Source organism: Rhodococcus sp. NPDC003318, from assembly GCF_042879035.1.
In the GTDB taxonomy this organism is placed as follows: domain Bacteria; phylum Actinomycetota; class Actinomycetes; order Mycobacteriales; family Mycobacteriaceae; genus Rhodococcus_G.
The window spans coordinates 414,983-436,269 of record NZ_JBIAOU010000001.1; the positions used below are offsets into that span (position 1 = coordinate 414,983).

Below are 21,287 nucleotides of genomic sequence, written 5' to 3' on the forward strand. Positions count from 1 at the left end.
TGCGTCAGTCACCTGTGTTCTCAGGCCTCGAAATCGAACCTGGTCAGCAGGGCCTTGCGCTGGCGGTCACCCAGACCGCGCAGACGGCGGGTCGGAGCGATCTCCAGCTCGGTCATGATCTCCTGCGCCTTGACCTTGCCCACCTTGGGCAGGGCCTCGAGCAGGGCGGAGACCTTCATCTTGCCGAGGATCTCGTCCTCTTCTGCGTCCTTGAGAACCTGCTTGAGGTCGGTGCCGCCGCGCTTGAGGCGCTCCTTGAGCTCAGCCCGGGCCTTACGGGCGGCAGCCGCCTTCTCCAAAGCAGCAGCGCGCTGCTCATCGGTCAACTGGGGAAGGGCCACGGTTCCTCCGTCTCGTCGTGTGCTGTGTCAACAGCTCCCGGTCACCCGGGGTGTCTGCATCCCCCGGATAACCAGGGGCGATAGCGACCGTACTCACGCCGGGCGCCGATTGCTAACCCACCCCCGAACTCCGTCGGCAAATCCGGTCGGCTATGAGAGCCCGACCTCGACCTCGTCGCGGATGGCTTCCGCGGCGTCACGCAGCGCCGACACCGTCGGACCGCGCCGGAGGACGTCACGAGAAGTGTTGGGCAGCAACAACTCTCGTGAGCACTGAAAAATCTCTGCGAGATCGGTCACGGTCGCGCCCTGCGCGCCGAGACCCGGCGCGAGGATCGGACCCGTGAACTGCGACAAATCCAGGCCGTGCCCGCGTGTCGCGCCGATGACCAGGCCGATCGTGTCCTTGCCGTCCCGGTTCTGCGCCACGGCGTCGTCGACGATCGACTGCGCGACCGAGGGCCCCGCGGACGTGCGGGAACCCTGCAGGCCCCCACCCTCCGGATTGGAGGTGCGGGCCAGCGCGAACAGGCCGCGCCCCGTCTCGTCGGCCAGTGTGACGGCCGGTTCGAGCGCCCCGAAGCCGAGGTACGGCGACACCGTCACCGCGTCCGAGACGAGCGGCGAGGCGTCCGACAGCCACGCCTGCGCGTACGCGGACATCGTCGACCCGATGTCGCCGCGTTTGGCGTCGGCGACGACGAGCGTCCCGCCCTCCCGCAGCGCCGCGATGGTCCGCTCGAGCACCGTGTACCCGGCCGAGCCGTACGCCTCGAAGAACGCGACCTGGGGCTTGACCAGTGCCACCCGACCGACGAAGGCCTCGACACAGATGTCCGCGAACCGCGCAACGCCCTCGGCCGTCTCCGGCAGCCCCCACGCCCGCAGCAGCGGCGGATGCGGGTCGATGCCGACACACAGCCGGCCCCGGCTCCGGACCGCGGTCCGGAGCCGGTGACCCCAGCTGTGCTCGCTCGTGAGCGCAGCGCCGTCGGCGCTCACGAGCGCAGCACGGCGTGCAGATCCTGCAGCGACCGCACGCCGATGTCGCCGCGGATCCCCGCCTCGATGCCCTGGACCGCCGCCGAGGCACCCTGGACGGTGGTGATGCACGGGATGTTCGCCGACACCGCCGCGCTCCGGATCTCGTAGCCGTCGACACGGGGCCCGGAGTTGCCGTACGGGGTGTTGATCACCATGTCGACCTCACCGGCCCGGATCTGGTCGACGATGGTGACCGCGCCGTCGGGCAGGGCCTCCCCGGAGTGCTTGTGCACCTGCTCGCAGGCGATGCCGTTGCGGCGCAGGACCTCGGCGGTGCCCTCCGTGGCCAGGATCTCGAAGCCGAGGTCCGCGAGCCGCTTGACCGGGAAGATCAGCGACCGCTTGTCCTTGTTCGCGACGGAGACGAACACCTTGCCGCTGGTCGGCAACGACCCGTAGGCCGCGGTCTGGCTCTTGGCGAACGCGGTGCCGAAGTCGGCGTCGATGCCCATGACCTCGCCGGTCGACTTCATCTCCGGGCTCAGCAGCGTGTCGATGCCGGTGCCGTCGGCGCGGCGGAACCGGTTGAACGGCAGCACCGCCTCCTTGACCGCGATCGGCGCGTCCAGCGGCGTCGTGCCGCCGTCGCCCTCGGCGGGCAGCACCCCGGACGCCCGCAGGTCCGCGATGGACTCGCCGAGCATGACGCGGGCGCAGGCCTTCGCGAGCTGCACCGCCGTCGCCTTCGACACGAACGGCACCGTCCGCGACGCCCGCGGGTTCGCCTCGAGCACGTAGAGGATGTCGTCCTTGAGGGCGTACTGCACGTTGAGCAGGCCTTTGACGCCGATGCCCTTCGCGAGGGCCTCGGTGGAGCGGCGCACGTTCTCCAGGTCGGCGCGGCCGAGGGTGATCGGCGGCAGCGCGCAGGCCGAGTCGCCGGAGTGGATGCCGGCCTCCTCGATGTGCTCCATGACGCCGCCGAGGTACACCTCGGTGCCGTCGCACAGGGCGTCGACGTCGATCTCGACGGCGTCCTCCAGGAACCGGTCGACGAGAACGGGACGGTCGTCGGAGATCTCGGTGGCGCGGGAGATGTAGTCCTGCAGCGACTTCTCGTCGTACACGATCTCCATGCCGCGACCGCCGAGCACGTACGACGGGCGCACCAGCACCGGGTAGCCGATGCCGCCGGCGATCTCCTTCGCACCGTCGAACGTGGTGGCGGTGCCGAACTTCGGTGCGGGCAGACCGGCCTCGGTCAGGACCCGGCCGAATTCGCCGCGATCCTCGGCGAGGTCGATGGCCTCCGGGCTGGTGCCGACGATCGGGACGCCGGCCTCCTTGAGCCGCTTCGCCAGACCCAGCGGCGTCTGGCCGCCGAGCTGGACGATGACCCCGGCGACGGTGCCCGACGCCGACTCCGCGCGGTACACCTCGAGGACGTCCTCGAAGGTCAGCGGCTCGAAGTAGAGGCGGTCCGCGGTGTCGTAGTCGGTGGAGACGGTCTCGGGGTTGCAGTTGACCATCACGGTCTCGTACCCGGCCTCCGAGAGGGTCAGCGCCGCGTGCACGCACGAGTAGTCGAACTCGATGCCCTGACCGATGCGGTTCGGGCCGGAGCCGAGGATCAGGACCTTCGGCTTGTCCCGCTGCTCGGCGACCTCGGACTCGGCGTTCGGGTCCAACTCGTACGTCGAGTAGTGGTACGGCGTCTTCGCCTCGAACTCGGCCGCACAGGTGTCGACGGTCTTGTACACCGGGTGCACGTTCAGCTCGTCGCGCAGCGCCCGGACGGCGTCCTCGTCCGCGAACTGTGAGGGGCGCAGTGCCGCGATCTGCCGGTCGGACAGGCCGTGGTACTTGGCCTGGCGCAGCGTCAGCTCGTCCAGGTTCTCGGCCGCGCGGATCTGCTCGCCGAGCTCGTGGATCTGCTGGAACTGGTCGAGGAACCAGGGATCGATCTTCGTTGCCTCGAAGAGCTGCTCGACGGTGGCGCCGAGCGCGAACGCCTTCTCGATGCCGTACATGCGGCCGTCCTGCGGGACCGCCAGGTCGGCCAGCAGCGCCTCCAGGCTCTCGGCCTCGACCTCGGGACCCGTCCAGTAACCGGCCCGCTTGGTCTCCAGCGAACGCATGACCTTGCCGAACGCCTCGGCGAAGTTGCGGCCGATGGACATGGCCTCGCCGACCGACTTCATGGTGGTGGTCAGGGTGCCGTCGGCACCGGGGAACTTCTCGAACGCGAACCGCGGCGCCTTGACAACCACGTAGTCGAGCGTCGGCTCGAAGCAGGCCGGCGTCTCCTTGGTGATGTCGTTGACGATCTCGTCGAGGGTGTAGCCGATGGCCAGCTTGGCGGCCATCTTCGCGATCGGATAGCCGGTCGCCTTCGACGCGAGCGCCGACGAGCGCGACACGCGCGGGTTCATCTCGATGACGACCAGGCGGCCGTCGGTCGGGTCCATCGCGAACTGGATGTTGCAGCCGCCGGTGTCGACGCCGACCTCACGCAGGATCGCGATCGAGAGGTCACGCATCTCCTGGTACTCGCGGTCGGTGAGGGTCATCGCCGGGGCGACGGTCACCGAGTCGCCGGTGTGCACACCGACCGGGTCGACGTTCTCGATCGAGCAGACGATGACCACGTTGTCGCGGCCGTCGCGCATCAACTCGAGCTCGTACTCCTTCCAGCCGAGGATCGACTCCTCGATCAGGACGTTCGCGGTCGGGGACGCGGCCAGGCCGCCGCCGGCGATGCGCTCGAGGTCGGCCTCGTCGTACGCCATGCCCGAGCCGAGTCCGCCCATCGTGAACGAGGGACGCACGACCACCGGGTAGCCGAGCTCGGCGACGGTGTCGCGCACCTCCTCCATCGTGAAGCAGACCCGCGACCGGGCGGACTCGCCGCCGACCTTGGCGACGATGTCCTTGAACTTCTGCCGGTCCTCGCCGCGCTGGATGGCGTCGAAGTCGGCGCCGATCAGCTCGACGTCGTACTTGGCGAGGATGCCCTGCTCGTGCAGCGCGACGGCGGTGTTCAGCGCGGTCTGGCCGCCGAGGGTGGCGAGGACGGCGTCGATCTTGTTGCCCTGCGCCGCTTCCCGCGCGATGACCTTCTCGACGAACTCCGCGGTGATCGGCTCGACGTAGGTCGCGTCGGCGAACTCGGGGTCCGTCATGATCGTGGCCGGGTTGGAGTTGACCAGCGAAACCCGCAGGCCCTCCTCGCGCAGCACGCGGCACGCCTGGGTGCCCGAGTAGTCGAACTCACAGGCCTGGCCGATGACGATCGGTCCGGAACCGATCACCAGGATGTGCTGGAGATCTGTGCGACGTGGCATTAGTTCTTGGCTCCTTCGAGCAGGCTGGTGAAGCGGTCGAACAGGTACGCGGCGTCGTGCGGGCCGGCCGCGGCCTCGGGGTGGTACTGCACGGAGAAGGCGGAGCCGTCGAGCAGGCGCACGCCCTCGACCGCACCGTCGTTGGCGCAGGTGTGGCTGACCTGGGCGCGACCGAACGGGGTGTCGAACTCCTGGCCGGCCTCACCCTCGAGCGCGAACCCGTGGTTCTGCGCGGTGATCGCGATGCGGCCGGTCTCGTGCTCGACGACCGGGATGTTGATGCCGCGGTGGCCGAACTTCATCTTGTAGGTGCCCAGTCCCAGCGCCCGGCCGAGGATCTGGTTGCCGAAGCAGATGCCGAACAGCGGCAGGCCCTGTCCGAGCACCTCCTTGGTCAGGTGCACCGCGCCGTCCGCGGTCGCCGGGTCGCCCGGGCCGTTGGACAGGAACACGCCGTCTGCGTTCAGGTCGAGGATCTGCTCGAGGGTCGCGGTCGAGGGCAGCACGTGCACCCGGATGCCGCGCTCGGCGAACATGCGCGGGGTGTTGGTCTTGATGCCGAGGTCGATCGCGGCGACGGTGAACCGCGCCTCGCCGCCGATCGGCTCGATGACGTAACCGCTGTCGGTGCTGACCTCGCGGGCCAGGTCGGCGCCGAGCATCGACGGCTGTCCCTGCACGGCGGCGAGCATCGTGGCGTCGTCGGTCAGGGCGCTGCCGGAGAAGACGCCGGCCCGCATCGAGCCGCGGGTGCGCAGGTGCCGGACCAGTGCGCGGGTGTCGATGCCTGCGATGCCGACGACGCCCTGCGCGACCAGCTCGTCCTGCAACGAGCCGGTGGCACGCCAGCTCGAAGTGCGGCGCGACGGGTCACGGACCACGTACCCGGCGACCCAGATCTTGTTCGACTCGCCGGACGCCTGGCGGCCGGCGGAGAGCGCCTCGCCGTCCTCGTCGTTCCAGCCGGTGTTGCCGATCTGCGGCGCGGTCGCCACGACGATCTGGCGGTGGTAACTCGGGTCGGTCAGGGTCTCCTGGTAGCCGGTCATGCCGGTGGAGAACACCGCCTCGCCGAGGGTCTGTCCGACGGCGCCGAACTCGACGCCGCGGAAGATCCGTCCGTCCTCGAGGACGAGGGCCGCGGGCCCTGCTTTCACGATGCTCACTCTGTCACTCCGTTCACCCAGACCGGGTACACACTCTTGTCGTCTCCACGGAATCCGGTGTCGATCTCCGTTCCGGTGGGCAGTTCCCACCGGATCACCAGGACTCCGTCCTTGCTCATGACCTTGCCCGCCAGCCCGCGCTCGGTGCGGATCGCCCGGATCGACTCGTTCGGGATCCAGATCGCCGAGGCGCCGTCGCGTTCGAGGAGGATGCCCTTCTCGTGCCGGCTCAGGTCGCACGTCGCGCGGTAGCCGAGGTCACCGACCGCGATCCGGTCCTGCCAGCTCGGCGCCAGGGTGCTACCGACGTACAGGCCGCTGCTGGGGGCGATCACCTCGGCGCCGAGGTCGGCCGGGACCTCGGGCAGCTGCCCGACCCGGTCCTGCTGCCGCTTCGCCCGGCCCTTCCAGCCCCAGTACATCAACGCCACCATCACGACCCAGAACACGGCGAAGCCGACGGTCAGCAGGACGCGGTCGCTCATCGCTGCACCTGCCCGTCCAGCACGGTCGGTCGGCCGCGCAGCAGCGTGGTGGTGACGCGGGCGCCGAACGTCATCGCTTCGAAGGGCGTGTTGTTCGCGATCGACGCCAGCTCGGGTCCGTGGACCGTCCACTCCCGCGCCGGGTCGACGAGGGTCAGGTTCGCCGGCTCCCCCACCGCGATCGGACGCCCCTGGTCGGGCAGCCCGACGATCTCGGCGGGCCGCTCGCTCATCACCTTCGCGACACCGCGCCAGTCCAGCAGACCGGGCTCGACCATCGTCTGCGCGATGATCGCCAGCGCCGTCTCGAGTCCGAGCATGCCCGGGCGGGCCTGCGCGAACTCGCAGCACTTGTCCTGCTCGGCGTGCGGGGCGTGGTCGGTGCCGACGCAGTCGACGGTGCCGTCGGCGAGCGCCGCGCGCAGCGCCTCCACGTCGGAGCGCTCCCGCAGCGGCGGGTTCACCCGGTTCACGCCGTCGTACGTCTCGAGCCGGGAGTCGTCGAGCAGCAGGTGATGCGGGGTGACCTCGGCGGTGATCGAGATGCCTTGGCCCTTGGCCCATTTCAGCAACTCGACGGTGCCCGCGGTGGAGGCGTGGCAGATGTGCACGCGGGCGCCGGCGTCCCGGGCGAGCAGCGCGTCGCGGGCGACGATCGACTCCTCCGCGGCGCGCGGCCAGCCGCCGAGACCGAGACGGGCGGCGGTCGGACCCTCGTGCGCGACGGCACCGACCGTCAGCCGCGGCTCCTCCGCGTGCTGCGCGATCAGCACGCCGAGGGCGCTCGAGTACTCGAGCGCACGGCGCATCAGCAGCGGGTCGTCGACGCAGTGGCCGTCGTCGGAGAACATCCGGACCTGCCCGACACCGGCGGCCATCGTCGCCATCTCGGCGAGCTGCTTGCCCTCGAGTCCGACGGTGACGGCACCGACCGGGTGCACGTCGACGAGGCCGACCTCCTGGCCGCGCCGCCACACGTGGTCGGTGATCACCACGGAGTCGGCGACCGGGCTGGTGTTCGCCATCGCGAAGACTGCGGTGTAGCCGCCGAGTGCCGCCGCGGCGGACCCGGACTCGATGGTCTCGGTGTCCTCGCGGCCGGGTTCACGCAGGTGGGTGTGCATGTCTACGAATCCGGGCAGCAGCACCTGGCCGACCCCGTCGACAACGGTCGCACCCTCCGGCGCCGCGAGACCGGCCCCGATCTCGGCGATCACGCCGTCGCGGATCAGCACGTCGGCCGGTTCGCCCTCGCCGTAGAGGCGGGCGCCGGCGACGAGGACGGTGTCCTCGCGGGCGGAGCCTCGGGCAATGTCCTCGCGGGCGGAGCCTCGGGCAATGTCCTCGCGGGCGGAGCCTCGGGCAATGTCACCGCTCACAGGCCGACTCCTTCCTCGGTACCGACCAGCAACCCGAACAAGACAGCCATGCGGACGTGAACTCCATTCGTAACCTGCTGCAGCACAGCAGTTTTCGGCGAATCAGCAACTGCGGACGCGATCTCCATCCCGCGCAGCATCGGACCGGGATGCAGCACCACGGCATGGTCGGGCAGCAACGCCAGCCGCCGCTCGCTCAGGCCGTAGGTGATCGAGTACTCCCGCGGCGACGGGAAGAACCCGCCGTTCATCCGCTCGGCCTGCACCCGGAGCATCAACACCGCGTCCGCGCCGGGCAGCTCGGCGTCGAGCGAATGCGACACCGTCACCGGCCAACTCGACACTCCGACCGGCAGCAGCGTCGGCGGCGCGACCAGCACGACCTCCGCACCGAGCATCGCCAACAGGAAGGCGTTCGAGCGGGCCACCCGGCTGTGCAGGATGTCGCCGACGATGACGACGCGCTTGCCGGCGATCCCGCCGAGCCGCTGCCGCAGCGTCAGGGCGTCGAGCAGCGCCTGCGTCGGGTGTTCGTGGGTGCCGTCGCCGGCGTTGATCACCGCCGGGCCGCCGCCGTTGCCGTCGCCGGTCCACTCGGCGATCCGGTGCGCCGCGCCCGAGGCGGGGTGCCGCACGATCAGCGCGTCCGCGCCCGCGGCGTGCAGCGTCAGCGCCGTGTCGCGCAGCGACTCCCCCTTCGACACCGAGGAACTCGACGCGCTGACGTTGATCACGTCGGCGCTCATCCACTTGCCGGCGACCTCGAACGAGACCCGGGTGCGGGTGGAGTTCTCGAAGAAGACCGTCATCACGGTCCGCCCGCGCAGCGTGGGGAGCTTGCGGACCTCGCGCCCGAGCAGCGCCTGCTGGAATCGTTCGGCCTCGTCGAGCAGCGCGGTGGCCGACTCCGCGGTCAGGTCGGTGACCGAGAGCAGATGCTTCACTGGGCGGTTCCCTCGTTCTTTCCGCTGCTGAGGGTCACGGCGTCCTCGCCGTCCTGTTCCACCAGCAGCACCTGGACGTCCTCGCTGCGCGCGGTCGGCACGTTCTTGCCGACGTAGTCGGCGCGCAGCGGCAGCTCACGGTGTCCGCGGTCCACCAGGACCGCCAGTTGTACGGCCCGCGGGCGGCCGAGGTCGCGCAGCGCGTCCAGCGCGGAACGCACCGACCGGCCCGAGAACAGCACGTCGTCGACGAGGATCACCAGCGCGTTGTCGACGCCGCCGTCGGGCACCGAGGTGCGTTCGAGCGGACGGTGCGGCTTGGTCCGCAGGTCGTCGCGGTAGAGGGTGATGTCGAGGGACCCGACCGGCGGGCGCACTCCGGAGAACTCCTCGATCTTCACCGCCAGACGGTGGGCGAGGGTGGTGCCGCGGGTCGGGATGCCGATCAACACCACACGAGGCGGATCGGTGTCCGCGTCGAGCGCGGTCTTCTCGATGATCTGGTGCGCGATCCGGGCGATCGTGCGACCGACGTCGGCCGCGGACAACAGTTCGCGGCCGGAGGGGGTCGGTGCCGACTTGTCGGCGGGCGTGGACAAACTGGACCTCCTTCTCCGCCTCTCTGGACGGGTCGTTAAAGGATGTCTGACGTCGCTCAGCCTATCAGCGGGGGGTTCGATCACCCGCACCCGCGCGGGGTGTGCTCAGCCACAACACCCCCACACGGCGGAAGGGCACCTTCATGCGGTCGGACCGCATGAAGGTGCCCTTCAGCCGGATGGACCCCGGCGGGGCGACCCGGACCTGTCGAGAGCCGGGTCAGGCGTCGGTGTCGGTGTCGGGGACGGCCGTCTGCGCGGTCGCGGCGGCCGCCGCCCGCACCTGGGGTGCGACCAGGACCACCTGACCGAGGATGCCGTTGACGAAGCTCGGCGAGTCGTCGGTGGAGAGTTCCTTCGCGAGTTCGACGGCCTCGTCGACCGCCACCACCGGCGGGACGTCGGTGGCGTGGAACAGTTCCCACACCGCGATCCGCAGGATGGCCCGGTCGACGGCGGGCAGCCGGTCGAGAGTCCAGTCCTGCAGGTGGTCGGCGATGACCCGGTCGAGTCGGTCCAGGTTCTCCGCGACCCCGGTCACCACCGTGACCGTGTACGGGTTCACCGGCGCGACGGTGTCGTCCTGGGTCGACAGCTCCACCCGCTCGGCAGCGAGGTTCACCGGGTCGAGATCGCGCGCCTCCGCCTCGAAGAGGAAGTCGACAGCGCGTTTGCGGGCCTTGTGCCTGGCCCCGAGTTTCTTCTGGCTCCCGGACACGCTACGAGTTCACGCGACCCAGGTAGTTGCCGTCACGGGAGTCGATCTTGAGCTTGTCGCCGGTGTTGATGAACAGCGGGACCTGCACCTCGGCGCCGGTCTCGAGCGTCGCCGGCTTGGTGCCGCCGGTGGAGCGGTCGCCCTGCAGGCCCGGATCGGTGTGCTGGACCACGAGCTCGACGGTGACCGGCAGCTCGACGAACAGCGGAGCGTCCTCGTGGGTCGCGACCTGGACCTGCATGTTCTCCAGCAGGAAGCGGTGGCCGTCACCGACGGTGGCCTCCGGGATGGAGATCTGGTCGTAGGTCTCGCCGTCCATGAAGACGTAGTCGCTGCCGTCGTGGTACAGGTACGTCATGTCACGACGGTCGACGGTCGCGGTCTCGACCTTCACGCCGGCGTTGAAGGTCTTGTCGACGTTCTTGCCGGAGGTGACGTTCTTCAGCTTGGTACGCACGAACGCGGGGCCCTTGCCCGGCTTGACGTGCTGGAACTCGACGATCTGCCAGAGCTGGCCCTCGATCTTCAGTACGAGCCCGTTCTTGAAATCACTGGTGTCAGCCACTGGCTTCGCGTCTCCTTTAAACGATTGTCAAATCCTTGCTGGTGAGCGTGAGGAGCTCGGGCTCCTGCTCGCGAACCACGAGGGTGTCCTCGATCCGGACGCCTCCGCGCCCGGAGAAGTACACCCCCGGCTCGACGGTCACCGCAGCACCGGCTAGCAGTGTACCGGTGCCCGCCTTGCCGATCCCCGGCGCTTCGTGGATCTCCAGCCCCACCCCGTGCCCGAGACCGTGCAGGAACAGCTCCCCGTACCCGGCATCCTCGATCACCGACCGTGCCGCGGCGTCCACCTCACCGACCGCGACGCCCGGCGCCAACGCCGCACGTCCGGCCGCCTGCGAACGCAGCACCAGGTCGTACAGGTCCCGCTGCCAGTCCGCCGCGGACTCCAGGACGTAGGTGCGGGTCATGTCGGAGTGGTAGCCGCCGACCGTCGCCCCGAAGTCGAGCTTGACGAAGTCGCCGCTCGCCAGCACCGCGTCGGTGGGGCGGTGATGCGGAATCGCCGAGTTCGCGCCCGCGGCGACGATCGTCTCGAAGGAGATGCCGTCGGCGCCGTGCTCGAGCATCAGGAACTCGAGTTCCCGCCCGACCTCCCGTTCGGTCCGGCCGGGCCGCAGGCCTCCGCGTTCGATCAGCAGCGCGAGCGCCAGGTCCGCCGCCGAGCACGCCCGCCGCAGCAGCGCGATCTCGTGCTCGTCCTTGACCTCGCGCAGGCCCTCGACGAGGCGGGGGCAGCGGTTCAGGGTCAGGTGCGGCGCCGCGTCCTGCCACGCTGCGAGGGCGTCCACGGTCACGACGTGGGATTCGAAGCCGACGCGGACGCCGGGCCGCTGGGCGAGCGCACGCACCAGCGCGCCGGCGCTGGACCGGTCGATCACCGCCCGCAGGTCGGGGACCTGCTCCCCCACCTGGGTCACGTACCGGCCGTCGGTGCAGATCAGTGTCCGGTCCTCGGCCCCGGGTTCGTCGGCGGCGTCGACGATCAGCGCGGCGTTCGACCCGGTGAACCCGGTCAGGTAGCGGATGTTGAGCAGGTCGGTGACCAGCAGGACGTCGAGGTCGTGGTCGGCGACGAGGCGGCGCAGGGCCGCGCGCCGGGCCCCGTGATCGGCGGTGGACATGGCACCAACGTACGACAGCGACGCCCGCTGTCGGCGGCGGCACGGCCGACACGGTCGGCGGCGGCACGGCCGACACGGTCGGCGTCCGTTCCGGCCGTTGTCTGTCACTCCGAGTGTCGGTTGCGCCACAGTACCGACGTGACGCTCGTTACTCTGTCCGCATGAACTCCTGGATTGTTCGCGGTCTCGGTATGACGTTCGTGCACGTCGCGACACGTGTCATGCTCGGGATCGCCGTCACCGCGTGGCCCCTGCACGGGTCGCTGCTGCGTTGGCTCGGCATCCTGGTCGTGGTCGTCGCCGCGGCGATCTGGGCCGGGATCGACGGTGTCCGTGACGCCCGGGCGCATCCGTCCGAGCGGGAGGAGACCGACCTGACGATGACGTGGCTGAAGGCCGCGGCCGTCACCGGTCTGCTGTCCGGTGCGGTCTGCTGGGTGATCGGCACGGCGTCCGACATCGCACTCGGTGAAAACTCGCTGTTCTTCGAGCTGACGTCGGGCGCGGCGTTCACGCTGCTACTGGTGTTCGTGCCCGCGATGTTCGCGACCGCGGTCGGCCGCTTCCTGGGCCACCGGGGCACGACGAAGCCCGAGGAGCGGGACACCGCACGAGCGTCCGCCGCCACCGCACCGGTCGCGGCCACCGTCGGAACGACCGCCGCCGGCGACACGAACGCCCAGTGGTCGCACGAGGAGGACGCCGGGGCGTACGGTTTCGCCGAGGGCCCGTTCGCGGGCGACACCTCGACCGAGGCGCTACCGGCGCAGGCCGACACCCAGGGCGGCCGTCACCACGGCGAGGACGTTCCCGGCGACGACTCCACCGACACCGAGGTGTTCCGCGCGGTCCGCCCCCCGAACGAGTAGGCCGCCGCGCGGGGCGCGATCAGAGCAGGACGGTCCCGCCCGCGCTGCCCGCATCCCGCGCGATCGCCGAGTACGCGGCGGCCAGCAGTGTCGGGTCGGGTCCCTCGAGCCGGCTCGGCTTGGCGAGTCCGTCCAGGATGACGAAGCGCAGCATGCCGGCGCGGTTCTTCTTGTCGGTCTGCATGCCCTTCATCAGGTCCGCGAACGCGTCGGCGTCGTATCCGGTCGGCAGGCCGACGAGTTCGAGGATCGTCCTGTGCCGGTCCGCGGTCGCGTCGTCGAGACGCCCGGCCAGGCGGCCGAGTTCGGCGGCGAACACGAGCCCGACGGCGACCGCGGCGCCGTGACGCCAGCGGTACTTCTCGCGGCGCTCGATCGCGTGGCCGAGGGTGTGCCCGTAGTTGAGGATCTCCCGCAGGCTGGACTCCTTGAGGTCGGCGGCGACGACCTTCGCCTTCACCTCGACGGAACGGCGGATCAGCTCGGGCAGTACGTCACCGGTCGGGTCGAGCGCGGCCTCGGGGTCGGCTTCGATCAGGTCGAGGATCACGGGGTCGGCGATGAAGCCGGTCTTGATCACCTCGGCCATACCGGCGACGATCTCGTTGCGCGGCACCGTTTCCAGGGTCGCGAGGTCGATCAGCACCGCGGCCGGTTCGTGGAACGAACCGACGAGGTTCTTGCCCGCGTCGGTGTTGATGCCGGTCTTGCCGCCGACGGCCGCGTCGACCATCGCGAGCAGGGTGGTCGGCACGTGCACGACCTTGACTCCGCGCATCCAGGTCGCGGCGACGAAGCCGGCGAGGTCGGTGGCGGCACCACCGCCCAGGCTGACGATCGCGTCGCTGCGGGTCAGGCCGATCCGGCCGAGCACCTCCCAGCAGAAGCCGGCGACCGCGAGGTCCTTGCCGTCCTCGGCGTCGGGGATCTCGATGCTGTGCGCGTCGATGCCCTTCTCGATCATCGCGGCCTTGAGCACGTCCGCGGTCTGCAGCAGGCTCGGCTGGTGGATGATCGCAACGGTCCGCGTGCCGACGAGTTCACCGACGATGTCGCCCAGCAGACCGCGTCCGATGATCACCGGGTACGGGCTGGCGGTCTCGACCTGGACGCGCACGGGTTCGGTCACTGTCTGCCTTCTTCCTTCGGTGGTTCGAGTTTGGTGACCAGTTGCTGCACGACCCGCGCCGGACTGCGGCCGTCGGTGCGCATCCGGATGGTCGCGACCTCCCGGTACAGCGGGCGGCGGAAACGCATCAGTTCGCGGTACTTCTGCCGCGGGTCGGGGCCGTTGAGGAGTGGACGCGTGGTTGCCGTCCCGGTGCGCTTGAGTCCCTCGGCGACGCTGATCTCCAGGTACACGACGGTGTGCCCGGCCAGCCTGCTGCGGGTGTCGGCGGACAGGATCGCGCCGCCGCCGAGGGAGACGATGCCGTCCTGCTCGAGCAGGGCGCGGCGGACGACGTCCTCCTCGATGGCCCGGAAGGCCGGTTCCCCGTCCTCGACGAAGATCTCCGGGATGGTGCGGCCTGTTTCGCGTTCGATGGCGGCGTCGGTGTCGAAGATGTCGACGTCGAGCGCCCGGGCGAGGCGGCGTCCGATGGTGGACTTGCCGGCGCCGGGCGGCCCGATGAGGACCGCGCGGGGTGTCACCGTGCCAGCCGCTCCCGCACCGCCGCGAGGTAGCCCTCCACGTTGCGCTGGGTCTCGGTGACCGAGTCGCCACCGAACTTCTCGAGCGCCGCCTGCGCGACGACGAGCGCGACCATCGACTCGGCGACCACACCGGCCGCCGGAACCGCGCACACGTCGCTGCGCTGGTGGATCGCGACCGCTTCGTCGCCGGTGGCCATGTCGACGGTGGCCAGCGCGCGCGGCACCGTGGAGATCGGCTTCATCGCGGCACGCACGCGCAGTGCCTCGCCGTTCGTCATGCCACCCTCGAGTCCGCCGGCGCGGTTTGTCGAGCGCAGCACCCCGTCGGGGCCGGGCTTCATCTCGTCGTGGGCGGCGCTGCCTCGGCGGCGGGCGGTCTCGAAGCCATCGCCGACCTCGACACCCTTGATCGCCTGGATTCCCATGAGGGCGGCGGCGAGTCGCGAGTCGAGCCGGTTCTCGCCGCTGATGAACGAACCGAGCCCGACGGGCAGTCCGTCGACGATCACCTCGACGATGCCGCCGAGGGTGTCGCCGTCCTTCTTCGCCGCCTCGATCTCGGCGATCATCGACTCCTCGGCCGCCTTGTCGAACGCGCGGACCGGACTGGCGTCGACCGCGTCGAGGTCACCGGACCGGGGGCCGGGCCCGACGTACGGCTCGGAGGCGCCGATGGAGATGACGTGGGAGACGACCTCGACACCGAACACCTGGCGGAGGAAGTTGCGGGCCACCGTACCCGCCGCCACCCTGGCCGCGGTCTCGCGGGCGGACGCCCGCTCGAGAACCGGTCGGGCGTCGTCGAATCCGTACTTGAGCATGCCGGAGAAGTCGGCGTGACCGGGACGCGGCCGGGTCAGGGGCGCGTTGCGAGCGAGGTCCTTCAGCAGCGCCTCGTCGACCGGATCCGAGGCCATCACGGTTTCCCACTTCGGCCACTCGCTGTTGGCGACCTCGATCGCGACGGGACCACCCATGGTGCGGCCGTGCCGGACACCGCCGACGACGGTGACGACGTCCTTCTCGAAGCTCATCCGGGCGCCGCGGCCGTATCCGAGACGGCGGCGGGCAAGTTGGGTGGCAATCTCGTCCGAGGTGACCTCGACCCCGGCCACCATGCCGTCGAGCATCGCGACGAGGGCGGGACCGTGGGATTCTCCGGCAGTTATCCAGCGCAGCACGCCGACCATCATCCCACGCGGCAGGGACCGCAATGCACACCGGTCACAGGGCCAACGCGAGAAGCGACACCAGGCACATCGACGGCCCGTGCGGCAGGTGCGCGACGGGGCGCCCGGCCAGACGCAGCGCCCCGCCCACGCACGCGGTCACCACGAACGCCCCGACCGCCGCCGCCAGCCACGCCTGCGGCCCCGCCATCGCGGTCACGGCGCCGAGGCCGAGCGCGAGTTTGACGTCACCGCCGCCCATCGCGGCAGGCCGGGCCAGATGCACGAGCAGATAGCCACCGGCGAGCAGGCAGCCACCGACCAGCGCCGGACGCAGGTGATCGCCCACCGCTGCGGCAGCGAGTATCACCGCCGCGCCCGGCAGCGTCACCGCATTGGGCAGCCGCCGCGTCCGCAGATCGCTGACGCTGAGCCACGCACACCACGCCGCGAACACCGCGAGTCCCCCGATCTCCCCCATGACCGTGACGTTGCCACAGCGCGGAGACCGACCGCCGGGGACGACCTGGGGTTACGGTCGGCCTGTGGATGAACGCCGCGGCAGGACCTCCGCCATCGCCTCACGTGGCGCGGGTCGGCCGGTGAACTGCTCGACCTGCCCGAACGCCTGGTTGAGGAGCATCCGCAACCCGTCGACGACGGTGCCGCCTGCGGCGCCCACCGCGGACGCCAGGGGGGTCGGCCACGGATCGTAGATCGCGTCGAACACGACCGGCGACTGCGCGACCGCGGACGCGTACGGCGCCACGGCGTCGGCGGGCACCGTGCTGACGACGACCGCCGCCTCGCGGCACGCGGCCGTCAGCTCTGCAGCGTCGAAGCCCTGGTAGCGGGCTCGCACACCCATCGTGCCCGCACAGGACAGGGTGTCGGCGGCGCGGTCCGCGGACCGGGCGACCACGGTCACCTCGACGACCCCGAGGTCGGCCAGCGCCCGCAGCGCCGGCCGGGACGTCCCGCCCGCGCCGACGACCACGGCCGACGACCCCGACAGGTCCGTGACCCCGACCTCGGCGAGCGCGCCGGCGACCCCGTCGACGTCGGTGCAGTCGGCGCGCCAGGAGCCTTCACCGATCCGGACCAGGGTGTTCGCCGAGCCCACCTGCACGGCGCGTTCCGTGCGTTCGACGGCGTGGGCGAGGGCCGCGGCCTTGCCCGGCATCGTCACCGAGAGGCCGACCCATTCGGGGCCGAGACCGTCGACGAGCGCGGGCAGCTGCTCCCCGGTGCACTCGATGCGGTCGTAGGTCCAGTTCGTCAGCCCCAGCGCCCGGTAGGCCGCGAGGTGCAACTGCGGCGACCTCGAGTGCTCGATCGGTTTGCCCAGCACTGCCGCCCTGCGGGCCGTACCGGAATCCTCAACGCCCACAACCTCAACGCCCACTGCGCAGAATCCCGCTTTCCACTGCCTTCTCGCTGTTCTCGAGATGCTCGTCGTAGTCCTTGGTGAACAACGTGGTGCCCTTGTCGTCGATGGTGACGAAGTACAGCCAGTCGCCCGGCGGTGCCGTCTCGACCGCCTGCACCGCGGCGATGCTCGGCGACGAGATCGGGGTGGCGGGCAGCCCGTCCATCGCGTAGGTGTTCCACGGCGTGACGGTCGCCCGGTCCGCGTCCGTGGTGGCCAGTTCGGTGGTGTCGAGCGCGTAGTTCACCGTCGAGTCCAGTTCGAGACGCTGCGGCACGGCGAGCCGGTTGACGATCACCCGCGCCACCTTCCCGAAGTCGGCGGGCAGCGATTCGCGTTCGACGAGCGACGCGGCGATGAGCACCTGGTATCCGTCCAGGCCGACGTTCGCGCCGGCCGAGGTGACGCCGGTCGACTCGTACTTCACGGCGCTCTCACCGACCAGGCCGCGCAGGATCTCGGTCGCCCCGGCACGCGGGTCGAAGTCCCAGCTGCCCGCCGCGATCAGCCCTTCGAGCTGACGTGAGCGGTCCGGCACCGACCGCACGTGGTCCAACGCCCAGGACGGCACCCCGAGGGCCGCGAGGTCGAGGCCGGCGCCCGCCGCGTCGAGGTCCGCGACGCTGATGCACTCGACCACTCCGGTGGCCGACGGCAGGCAGCTGGCCTCGGAGATCAGTGTGTAGATTCCGCGCTTGACGGCGCCGGTCTGCACGTCACGGGTGTCGTGGAGCTGTCGCCCCTCGGAGATGACGAGGGACCCGACCCGGGACCCCGGATCGACGAGCGCCGCGACCGCCTCGGCGGCCGGGAGTGTGGACGCGATGTGGTAGTAGCCGGGCTGCACCGAGTTCATCGCCGTGTTCTGGACGGCGGCGTTGTAGAACGCGGAACTGCTTGCCACGACACCCTTTTCGGCCATCTGCGTGCCGATCTCGCTGGCCGTGTCGCCGGACTGCACCTCGACGACGACCTCGGGTCCCGCCTCGCCCGCCGCGTAGTCGGCAGGCGAGGCCGGCCCCCCGAGCAGGTTCTTCGCGACGTATCCGACGCCTGCCACGACGGCCAGACCGACCACCACGGCCACCGCGACGAGGAGCCGGCGACCCCGCCTGCGGCGGGCAGCGGCGGCCTCCCGGGCTTCCCGTGCGCGACGGGCCTCCGCCCGGCTCTGGTACTGCCGCTGGTCGGTCACTCGTCGTCCTCCGGATCGTGATCGTGCGCCGCATCCTGGTTCTGCGCAGTACGCAGCACCGCGCTTCGCTGGTCCAACCACCCCTGGAGGATCGCGACGGCAGCGGCCTGGTCGATCACCGATCGCTGCCCCTTGGCCCTGACACCGCTCTCGCGAAGCGCCCGGGACGCGGTGACCGTCGTGAACCGCTCGTCGGTCATCCGCACCGGTGTCGGCGCGAGCCGATCCCTCAGTTGGGCGGCGAATCGCGATGCCAGCCCGGCGGCGGTGCCGCGTTCCCCCTTCAGGGTCTGCGGCAGTCCGACGATAACCTCCACCGCGTCGTATTCCGCGACGATCGCCGCGAGTCGCTCGATGTCGGATTTGTCGTTCCTGGACTTCGCGCGGGGAACGGTCTCGACGGGCGTCGCGAGAATGCCGTCGGGGTCACTCGCGGCCACGCCGATGCGGACGCTGCCGACATCGACGGCGATCCGCCTGCCCCGCCCGGGGTCGCCGACGCCCGGCTTGTCCGCGTGACCGGGGCCGGAGGGCCCCGGTCCGACCCGGTCCGTCACCCGACGATCTCGGCGACGCGCGCGCGCACCGCCGAGAGCGCGGCCGGGATCCCGGACGCGTCACTGCCCGAGCCCTGCGCCATCTCCGGCTTGCCGCCGCCGCGTCCGCCGATCGCCGGACCGAACGCGGCGACCAGGTCACCGGCCTTGACGCCGAGGTCCTGGGCTCCCTTGTTGGCGGTGACGACGAACGGCACCTTGCCGTCGGCGTCGCCGAGGAGCACGACGACGGCGGGTTCGGTACCGAACCGGCCGCGGATGTCGGTGACCAGGGTGCGCAGGTCGTTGCCCCCGACTCCGGCGGGTGCCGCCTCGGCGACGAGCAGCAGCCCACCGATCCGCTCGGCCTGGTCGACGTACCGGCCCGCCGACGCGAGCACCGCCGCGGCCTTGGTGGCCTCGAGTTCCTTCTCCGCCACCTTGAGTCGTTCGACGAGCTGCTCGACGCGGCCGGGGACCTCCTCGGACGGCACCTTCAGCGCGGTCGCGACACCGGCGAGCAGGGCGCGTTCCTTCGCGAGGTACCGGTACGAGTCCAGGCCGACGAACGCCTCGACGCGACGGTTGCCGGAACCGACCGACGACTCGCCGAGGATGGTCACCGGACCGATCTGCGCGGAGTGCTGCACGTGCGTGCCGCCGCACAGTTCCATCGAGAACGGTCCGCCGATCTCGACGACCCGCACCTCGTCGCCGTAGTTCTCGCCGAACAGCGCCATCGCACCCATCGACTTCGCCCGGTCCAGGTCGGTGACGAACGTGTTGACGGGGTGGTCGGCGGCGACGGCCTCGTTGGTGACCGTCTCGATGTCGGCGAGTTGCTGCGCCGACAGCTGGCCCTGCCACGCGAAGTCGAACCGCAGGTAGCCCGGCTTGTTCAGCGAACCCTTCTGGGTGGCGTTCGGTCCGAGCACCTGCCGCAGCGCGGCATGCACCATGTGGGTGCCGGAGTGACCCTGGGTGGCACCCGAACGCCAGGCGGCGTCGACCTGCGCGAGGACGGCGTCACCCTCGGTGATCTGCCCCTCCTCGACGGTCACCTTGTGCACCCACAGCTTCTTGGCGATCTTCTGCACGTCGCGGACGCGGGCCTTGAGGCCGGGCGCGGTGATGATGCCGATGTCGGCGATCTGGCCGCCGGCCTCCGCGTAGAGCGGGCTGCGGTCGAGGATCACCTCGACATCCTGCCCGACCGTCGCGGTGGGCACCCGGACACCGTCGGAGATGAGCGCGAGAACCGTGGCCTCCGAGGTCAGTTCGGCGAAGCCGGTGAACTCGGTCTCGCCACGGTCGACGAACTCCTTGTAGATGCTCAAGTCGGCGTGGGCGTGCTTGCGCGCCTGTGCGTCGTCCTTGGCGCGCTTGCGCTGCTCGGCCATCAGCGAGCGGAAGCCCTCCTCGTCGACGGACAGGCCGGCCTCGGCCGCCATCTCGAGGGTGAGGTCGATCGGGAAGCCGTAGGTGTCGTGCAGCACGAACGCCTCGTTGCCGCCGAAGACCTTCCTGCCCGCGGTCTTGATCTCCTCGGCCTCGGCCTCGAACATCCGCGAGCCGGACGCCAGGGTGCGCAGGAAGGCGGTCTCCTCGCCGACCGCGACACCGAGGATGCGGTCGAAGTCGGTCGCCAGCACCGGGTACGACTCCGTCATGGTGTCGCGAACGACGGCGACGAACTCGGCCATGCTGGGCTTCTCCGCGCCCAGCAGCCGCGCGGACCGGACGATGCGACGGAGCAGGCGGCGCAGCACGTAGCCGCGGCCCTCGTTGCCGGGGTTGACGCCGTCGGCGATGAGCATCACGGCGGTGCGGGCATGGTCGGCGATGACGCGGAAGCGGACGTCGGACTCGTGGTCGGTGCCGTAGGCGCGGCCGCTGAGTTCCTCGGCCTTGGTGATCACGGGACGCACCAGGTCGGTCTCGTAGACGTTGTCGACGTCCTGCAGCAGGAACGCGACACGCTCGACGCCCATGCCGGTGTCGATGTTCTGCTTCGGCAGCGGTCCGAGGATCTCGAAGCTGTCCTTGCCGGTGCCCTCGCCGCGCTCGTTCTGCATGAACACGAGGTTCCAGATCTCGAGGTAGCGGTCCTCGTCGGCCTCCGGTCCGCCGTCGACGCCGTACTCCGGTCCGCGGTCGTAGTAGATCTCCGAGCACGGGCCGCACGGGCCGGGGATGCCCATCGACCAGTAGTTGTCGGCCATGCCGCGACGCTGGATCCGCTCCTCGGGAATCCCGATGTGGTCACGCCAGATGGCGTGCGCCTCGTCGTCGTCGAGGTAGACGGTGACCCACAGCCGCTCCGGGTCGAAGCCGTAGCCCCCGTCGTCCACACTGCTGGTGAGCAACGCCCACGCGTGCTCGATGGCGCCCTTCTTGAAGTAGTCACCGAAGCTGAAGTTGCCGGCCATCTGGAAGAAGGTGTTGTGCCGGGTGGTGACGCCGACGTTCTCGATGTCGCCGGTGCGGACGCACTTCTGGACGCTGGTGGCGGTGGAGTAGGCCGGGGTCTGCTGGCCGAGGAAGTACGGCTTGAACTGCACCATGCCGGCGTTGACGAACAGCAGGTTCGGGTCGTCGAGAATCAGCGAGGCGCTGGCCACCTCGGTGTGACCCGCCTTGACGAAGTGGTCGAGGAATCGCCTGCGGATCTCGTGGGTCTGCACCTGGTTGCCCTTCGCGTGTGTACTGAACCGTGCCGTACTGAAACTGGCGTCGATGTCGCCGCGCACGGCAAATCGACCCTTCACAAGCTTAACGTCAGCGT

General features: G+C 70.4%; 19 protein-coding genes and 1 pseudogene. 1 reads left to right on the plus strand and 19 read right to left on the minus strand.

Features of this window, described 5'->3' with window-relative positions; translation table 11 throughout:
- Window positions 1-20: 20 nt before the first annotated feature.
- From mihF to ACFYVR_RS01890, 11 genes are all read right to left on the minus strand, one after another.
- Entirely contained in the window at window positions 21-341 is a 321-nt protein-coding gene (mihF, locus tag ACFYVR_RS01840) for an integration host factor, actinobacterial type (RefSeq protein ID WP_142101778.1), read from the minus strand.
- Window positions 342-491: 150 nt separating this feature from the next.
- Window positions 492-1,343 (minus strand): orotidine-5'-phosphate decarboxylase, encoded by an 852-nt coding sequence (gene pyrF, locus ACFYVR_RS01845; protein WP_387469002.1) that lies wholly within the window; start codon window positions 1,341-1,343, stop codon window positions 492-494.
- Window positions 1,340-4,669, minus strand: coding sequence for a carbamoyl-phosphate synthase large subunit (carB, locus tag ACFYVR_RS01850; protein ID WP_387469004.1), 3,330 nt, complete (start codon window positions 4,667-4,669; stop codon window positions 1,340-1,342). The genes pyrF and carB overlap by 4 nt, the downstream gene beginning before the upstream one ends.
- Entirely contained in the window at window positions 4,669-5,835 is a 1,167-nt protein-coding gene (carA, locus tag ACFYVR_RS01855; RefSeq protein ID WP_387469006.1) for a glutamine-hydrolyzing carbamoyl-phosphate synthase small subunit, read from the minus strand. Before carA ends, carB begins: the two co-directional genes overlap by 1 nt.
- Window positions 5,832-6,320, minus strand: coding sequence for a transporter (locus ACFYVR_RS01860; RefSeq protein ID WP_387469008.1), 489 nt, complete (start codon window positions 6,318-6,320; stop codon window positions 5,832-5,834). Before ACFYVR_RS01860 ends, carA begins: the two co-directional genes overlap by 4 nt.
- Window positions 6,317-7,633, minus strand: a complete 1,317-nt coding sequence (locus ACFYVR_RS01865; protein ID WP_387470278.1) for a dihydroorotase — start codon at window positions 7,631-7,633, stop codon at window positions 6,317-6,319. Before ACFYVR_RS01865 ends, ACFYVR_RS01860 begins: the two co-directional genes overlap by 4 nt.
- Before the next feature lie 62 nt (window positions 7,634-7,695).
- A complete protein-coding gene (locus ACFYVR_RS01870) occupies window positions 7,696-8,643 on the minus strand; it encodes an aspartate carbamoyltransferase catalytic subunit (RefSeq protein ID WP_387469010.1) in 948 nt (315 codons plus the stop codon).
- Window positions 8,640-9,242 carry a bifunctional pyr operon transcriptional regulator/uracil phosphoribosyltransferase PyrR gene (gene pyrR, locus ACFYVR_RS01875; protein WP_387469012.1) on the minus strand — a complete coding sequence of 201 codons (603 nt, stop codon included), beginning with the start codon at window positions 9,240-9,242 and terminating at the stop codon, window positions 8,640-8,642. The genes ACFYVR_RS01870 and pyrR overlap by 4 nt, the downstream gene beginning before the upstream one ends.
- A gap of 220 nt (window positions 9,243-9,462) precedes the next feature.
- Window positions 9,463-9,960: a transcription antitermination factor NusB gene (nusB, locus tag ACFYVR_RS01880; protein WP_387469014.1), complete on the minus strand. Its 498-nt coding sequence runs from the start codon at window positions 9,958-9,960 to the stop codon at window positions 9,463-9,465.
- 1 nt (window position 9,961) lies between these two features.
- Window positions 9,962-10,525 (minus strand): elongation factor P, encoded by a 564-nt coding sequence (efp, locus tag ACFYVR_RS01885; protein WP_387469016.1) that lies wholly within the window; start codon window positions 10,523-10,525, stop codon window positions 9,962-9,964.
- 16 nt (window positions 10,526-10,541) lie between these two features.
- Entirely contained in the window at window positions 10,542-11,648 is a 1,107-nt protein-coding gene (locus ACFYVR_RS01890) for an aminopeptidase P family protein (RefSeq protein ID WP_387469018.1), read from the minus strand.
- A 161-nt stretch (window positions 11,649-11,809) separates the two neighbouring features.
- Here ACFYVR_RS01890 and ACFYVR_RS01895 point away from each other — a divergent pair, with 161 nt between their 5' ends.
- The gene (locus ACFYVR_RS01895; protein ID WP_387469020.1) at window positions 11,810-12,517 is read left to right on the plus strand and encodes a B-4DMT family transporter; all 708 of its coding nucleotides are present in this window, start codon (window positions 11,810-11,812) and stop codon (window positions 12,515-12,517) included.
- 19 nt (window positions 12,518-12,536) lie between these two features.
- On the opposite strand, the gene aroB is transcribed toward ACFYVR_RS01895, so the two are convergent.
- From aroB to alaS, 8 genes and pseudogenes are all read right to left on the minus strand, one after another.
- Entirely contained in the window at window positions 12,537-13,646 is a 1,110-nt protein-coding gene (gene aroB, locus ACFYVR_RS01900; RefSeq protein WP_387469022.1) for a 3-dehydroquinate synthase, read from the minus strand.
- Window positions 13,643-14,170 (minus strand): shikimate kinase, encoded by a 528-nt coding sequence (locus ACFYVR_RS01905; RefSeq protein ID WP_387469024.1) that lies wholly within the window; start codon window positions 14,168-14,170, stop codon window positions 13,643-13,645. Before ACFYVR_RS01905 ends, aroB begins: the two co-directional genes overlap by 4 nt.
- The gene (gene aroC / locus ACFYVR_RS01910; protein ID WP_387469026.1) at window positions 14,167-15,354 is read right to left on the minus strand and encodes a chorismate synthase; all 1,188 of its coding nucleotides are present in this window, start codon (window positions 15,352-15,354) and stop codon (window positions 14,167-14,169) included. The genes ACFYVR_RS01905 and aroC overlap by 4 nt, the downstream gene beginning before the upstream one ends.
- 43 nt (window positions 15,355-15,397) lie before the next feature.
- Complete coding sequence (locus ACFYVR_RS01915) at window positions 15,398-15,823, minus strand: prepilin peptidase (protein ID WP_387469028.1); 426 nt, start codon at window positions 15,821-15,823, stop codon at window positions 15,398-15,400.
- A gap of 51 nt (window positions 15,824-15,874) precedes the next feature.
- Window positions 15,875-16,732 carry a shikimate dehydrogenase gene (locus tag ACFYVR_RS01920; protein WP_387470280.1) on the minus strand — a complete coding sequence of 286 codons (858 nt, stop codon included), beginning with the start codon at window positions 16,730-16,732 and terminating at the stop codon, window positions 15,875-15,877.
- Between the two features lie 4 nt (window positions 16,733-16,736).
- Window positions 16,737-17,942, minus strand: a pseudogene (gene mltG, locus ACFYVR_RS01925) (endolytic transglycosylase MltG); the annotation flags it as partial.
- Between the two features lie 20 nt (window positions 17,943-17,962).
- A complete protein-coding gene (gene ruvX, locus ACFYVR_RS01930; protein ID WP_387469030.1) occupies window positions 17,963-18,523 on the minus strand; it encodes a Holliday junction resolvase RuvX in 561 nt (186 codons plus the stop codon).
- A complete protein-coding gene (alaS, locus tag ACFYVR_RS01935) occupies window positions 18,520-21,186 on the minus strand; it encodes an alanine--tRNA ligase (RefSeq protein ID WP_387470282.1) in 2,667 nt (888 codons plus the stop codon). Before alaS ends, ruvX begins: the two co-directional genes overlap by 4 nt.
- Between the last annotated feature and the right edge of the window lie 101 nt (window positions 21,187-21,287).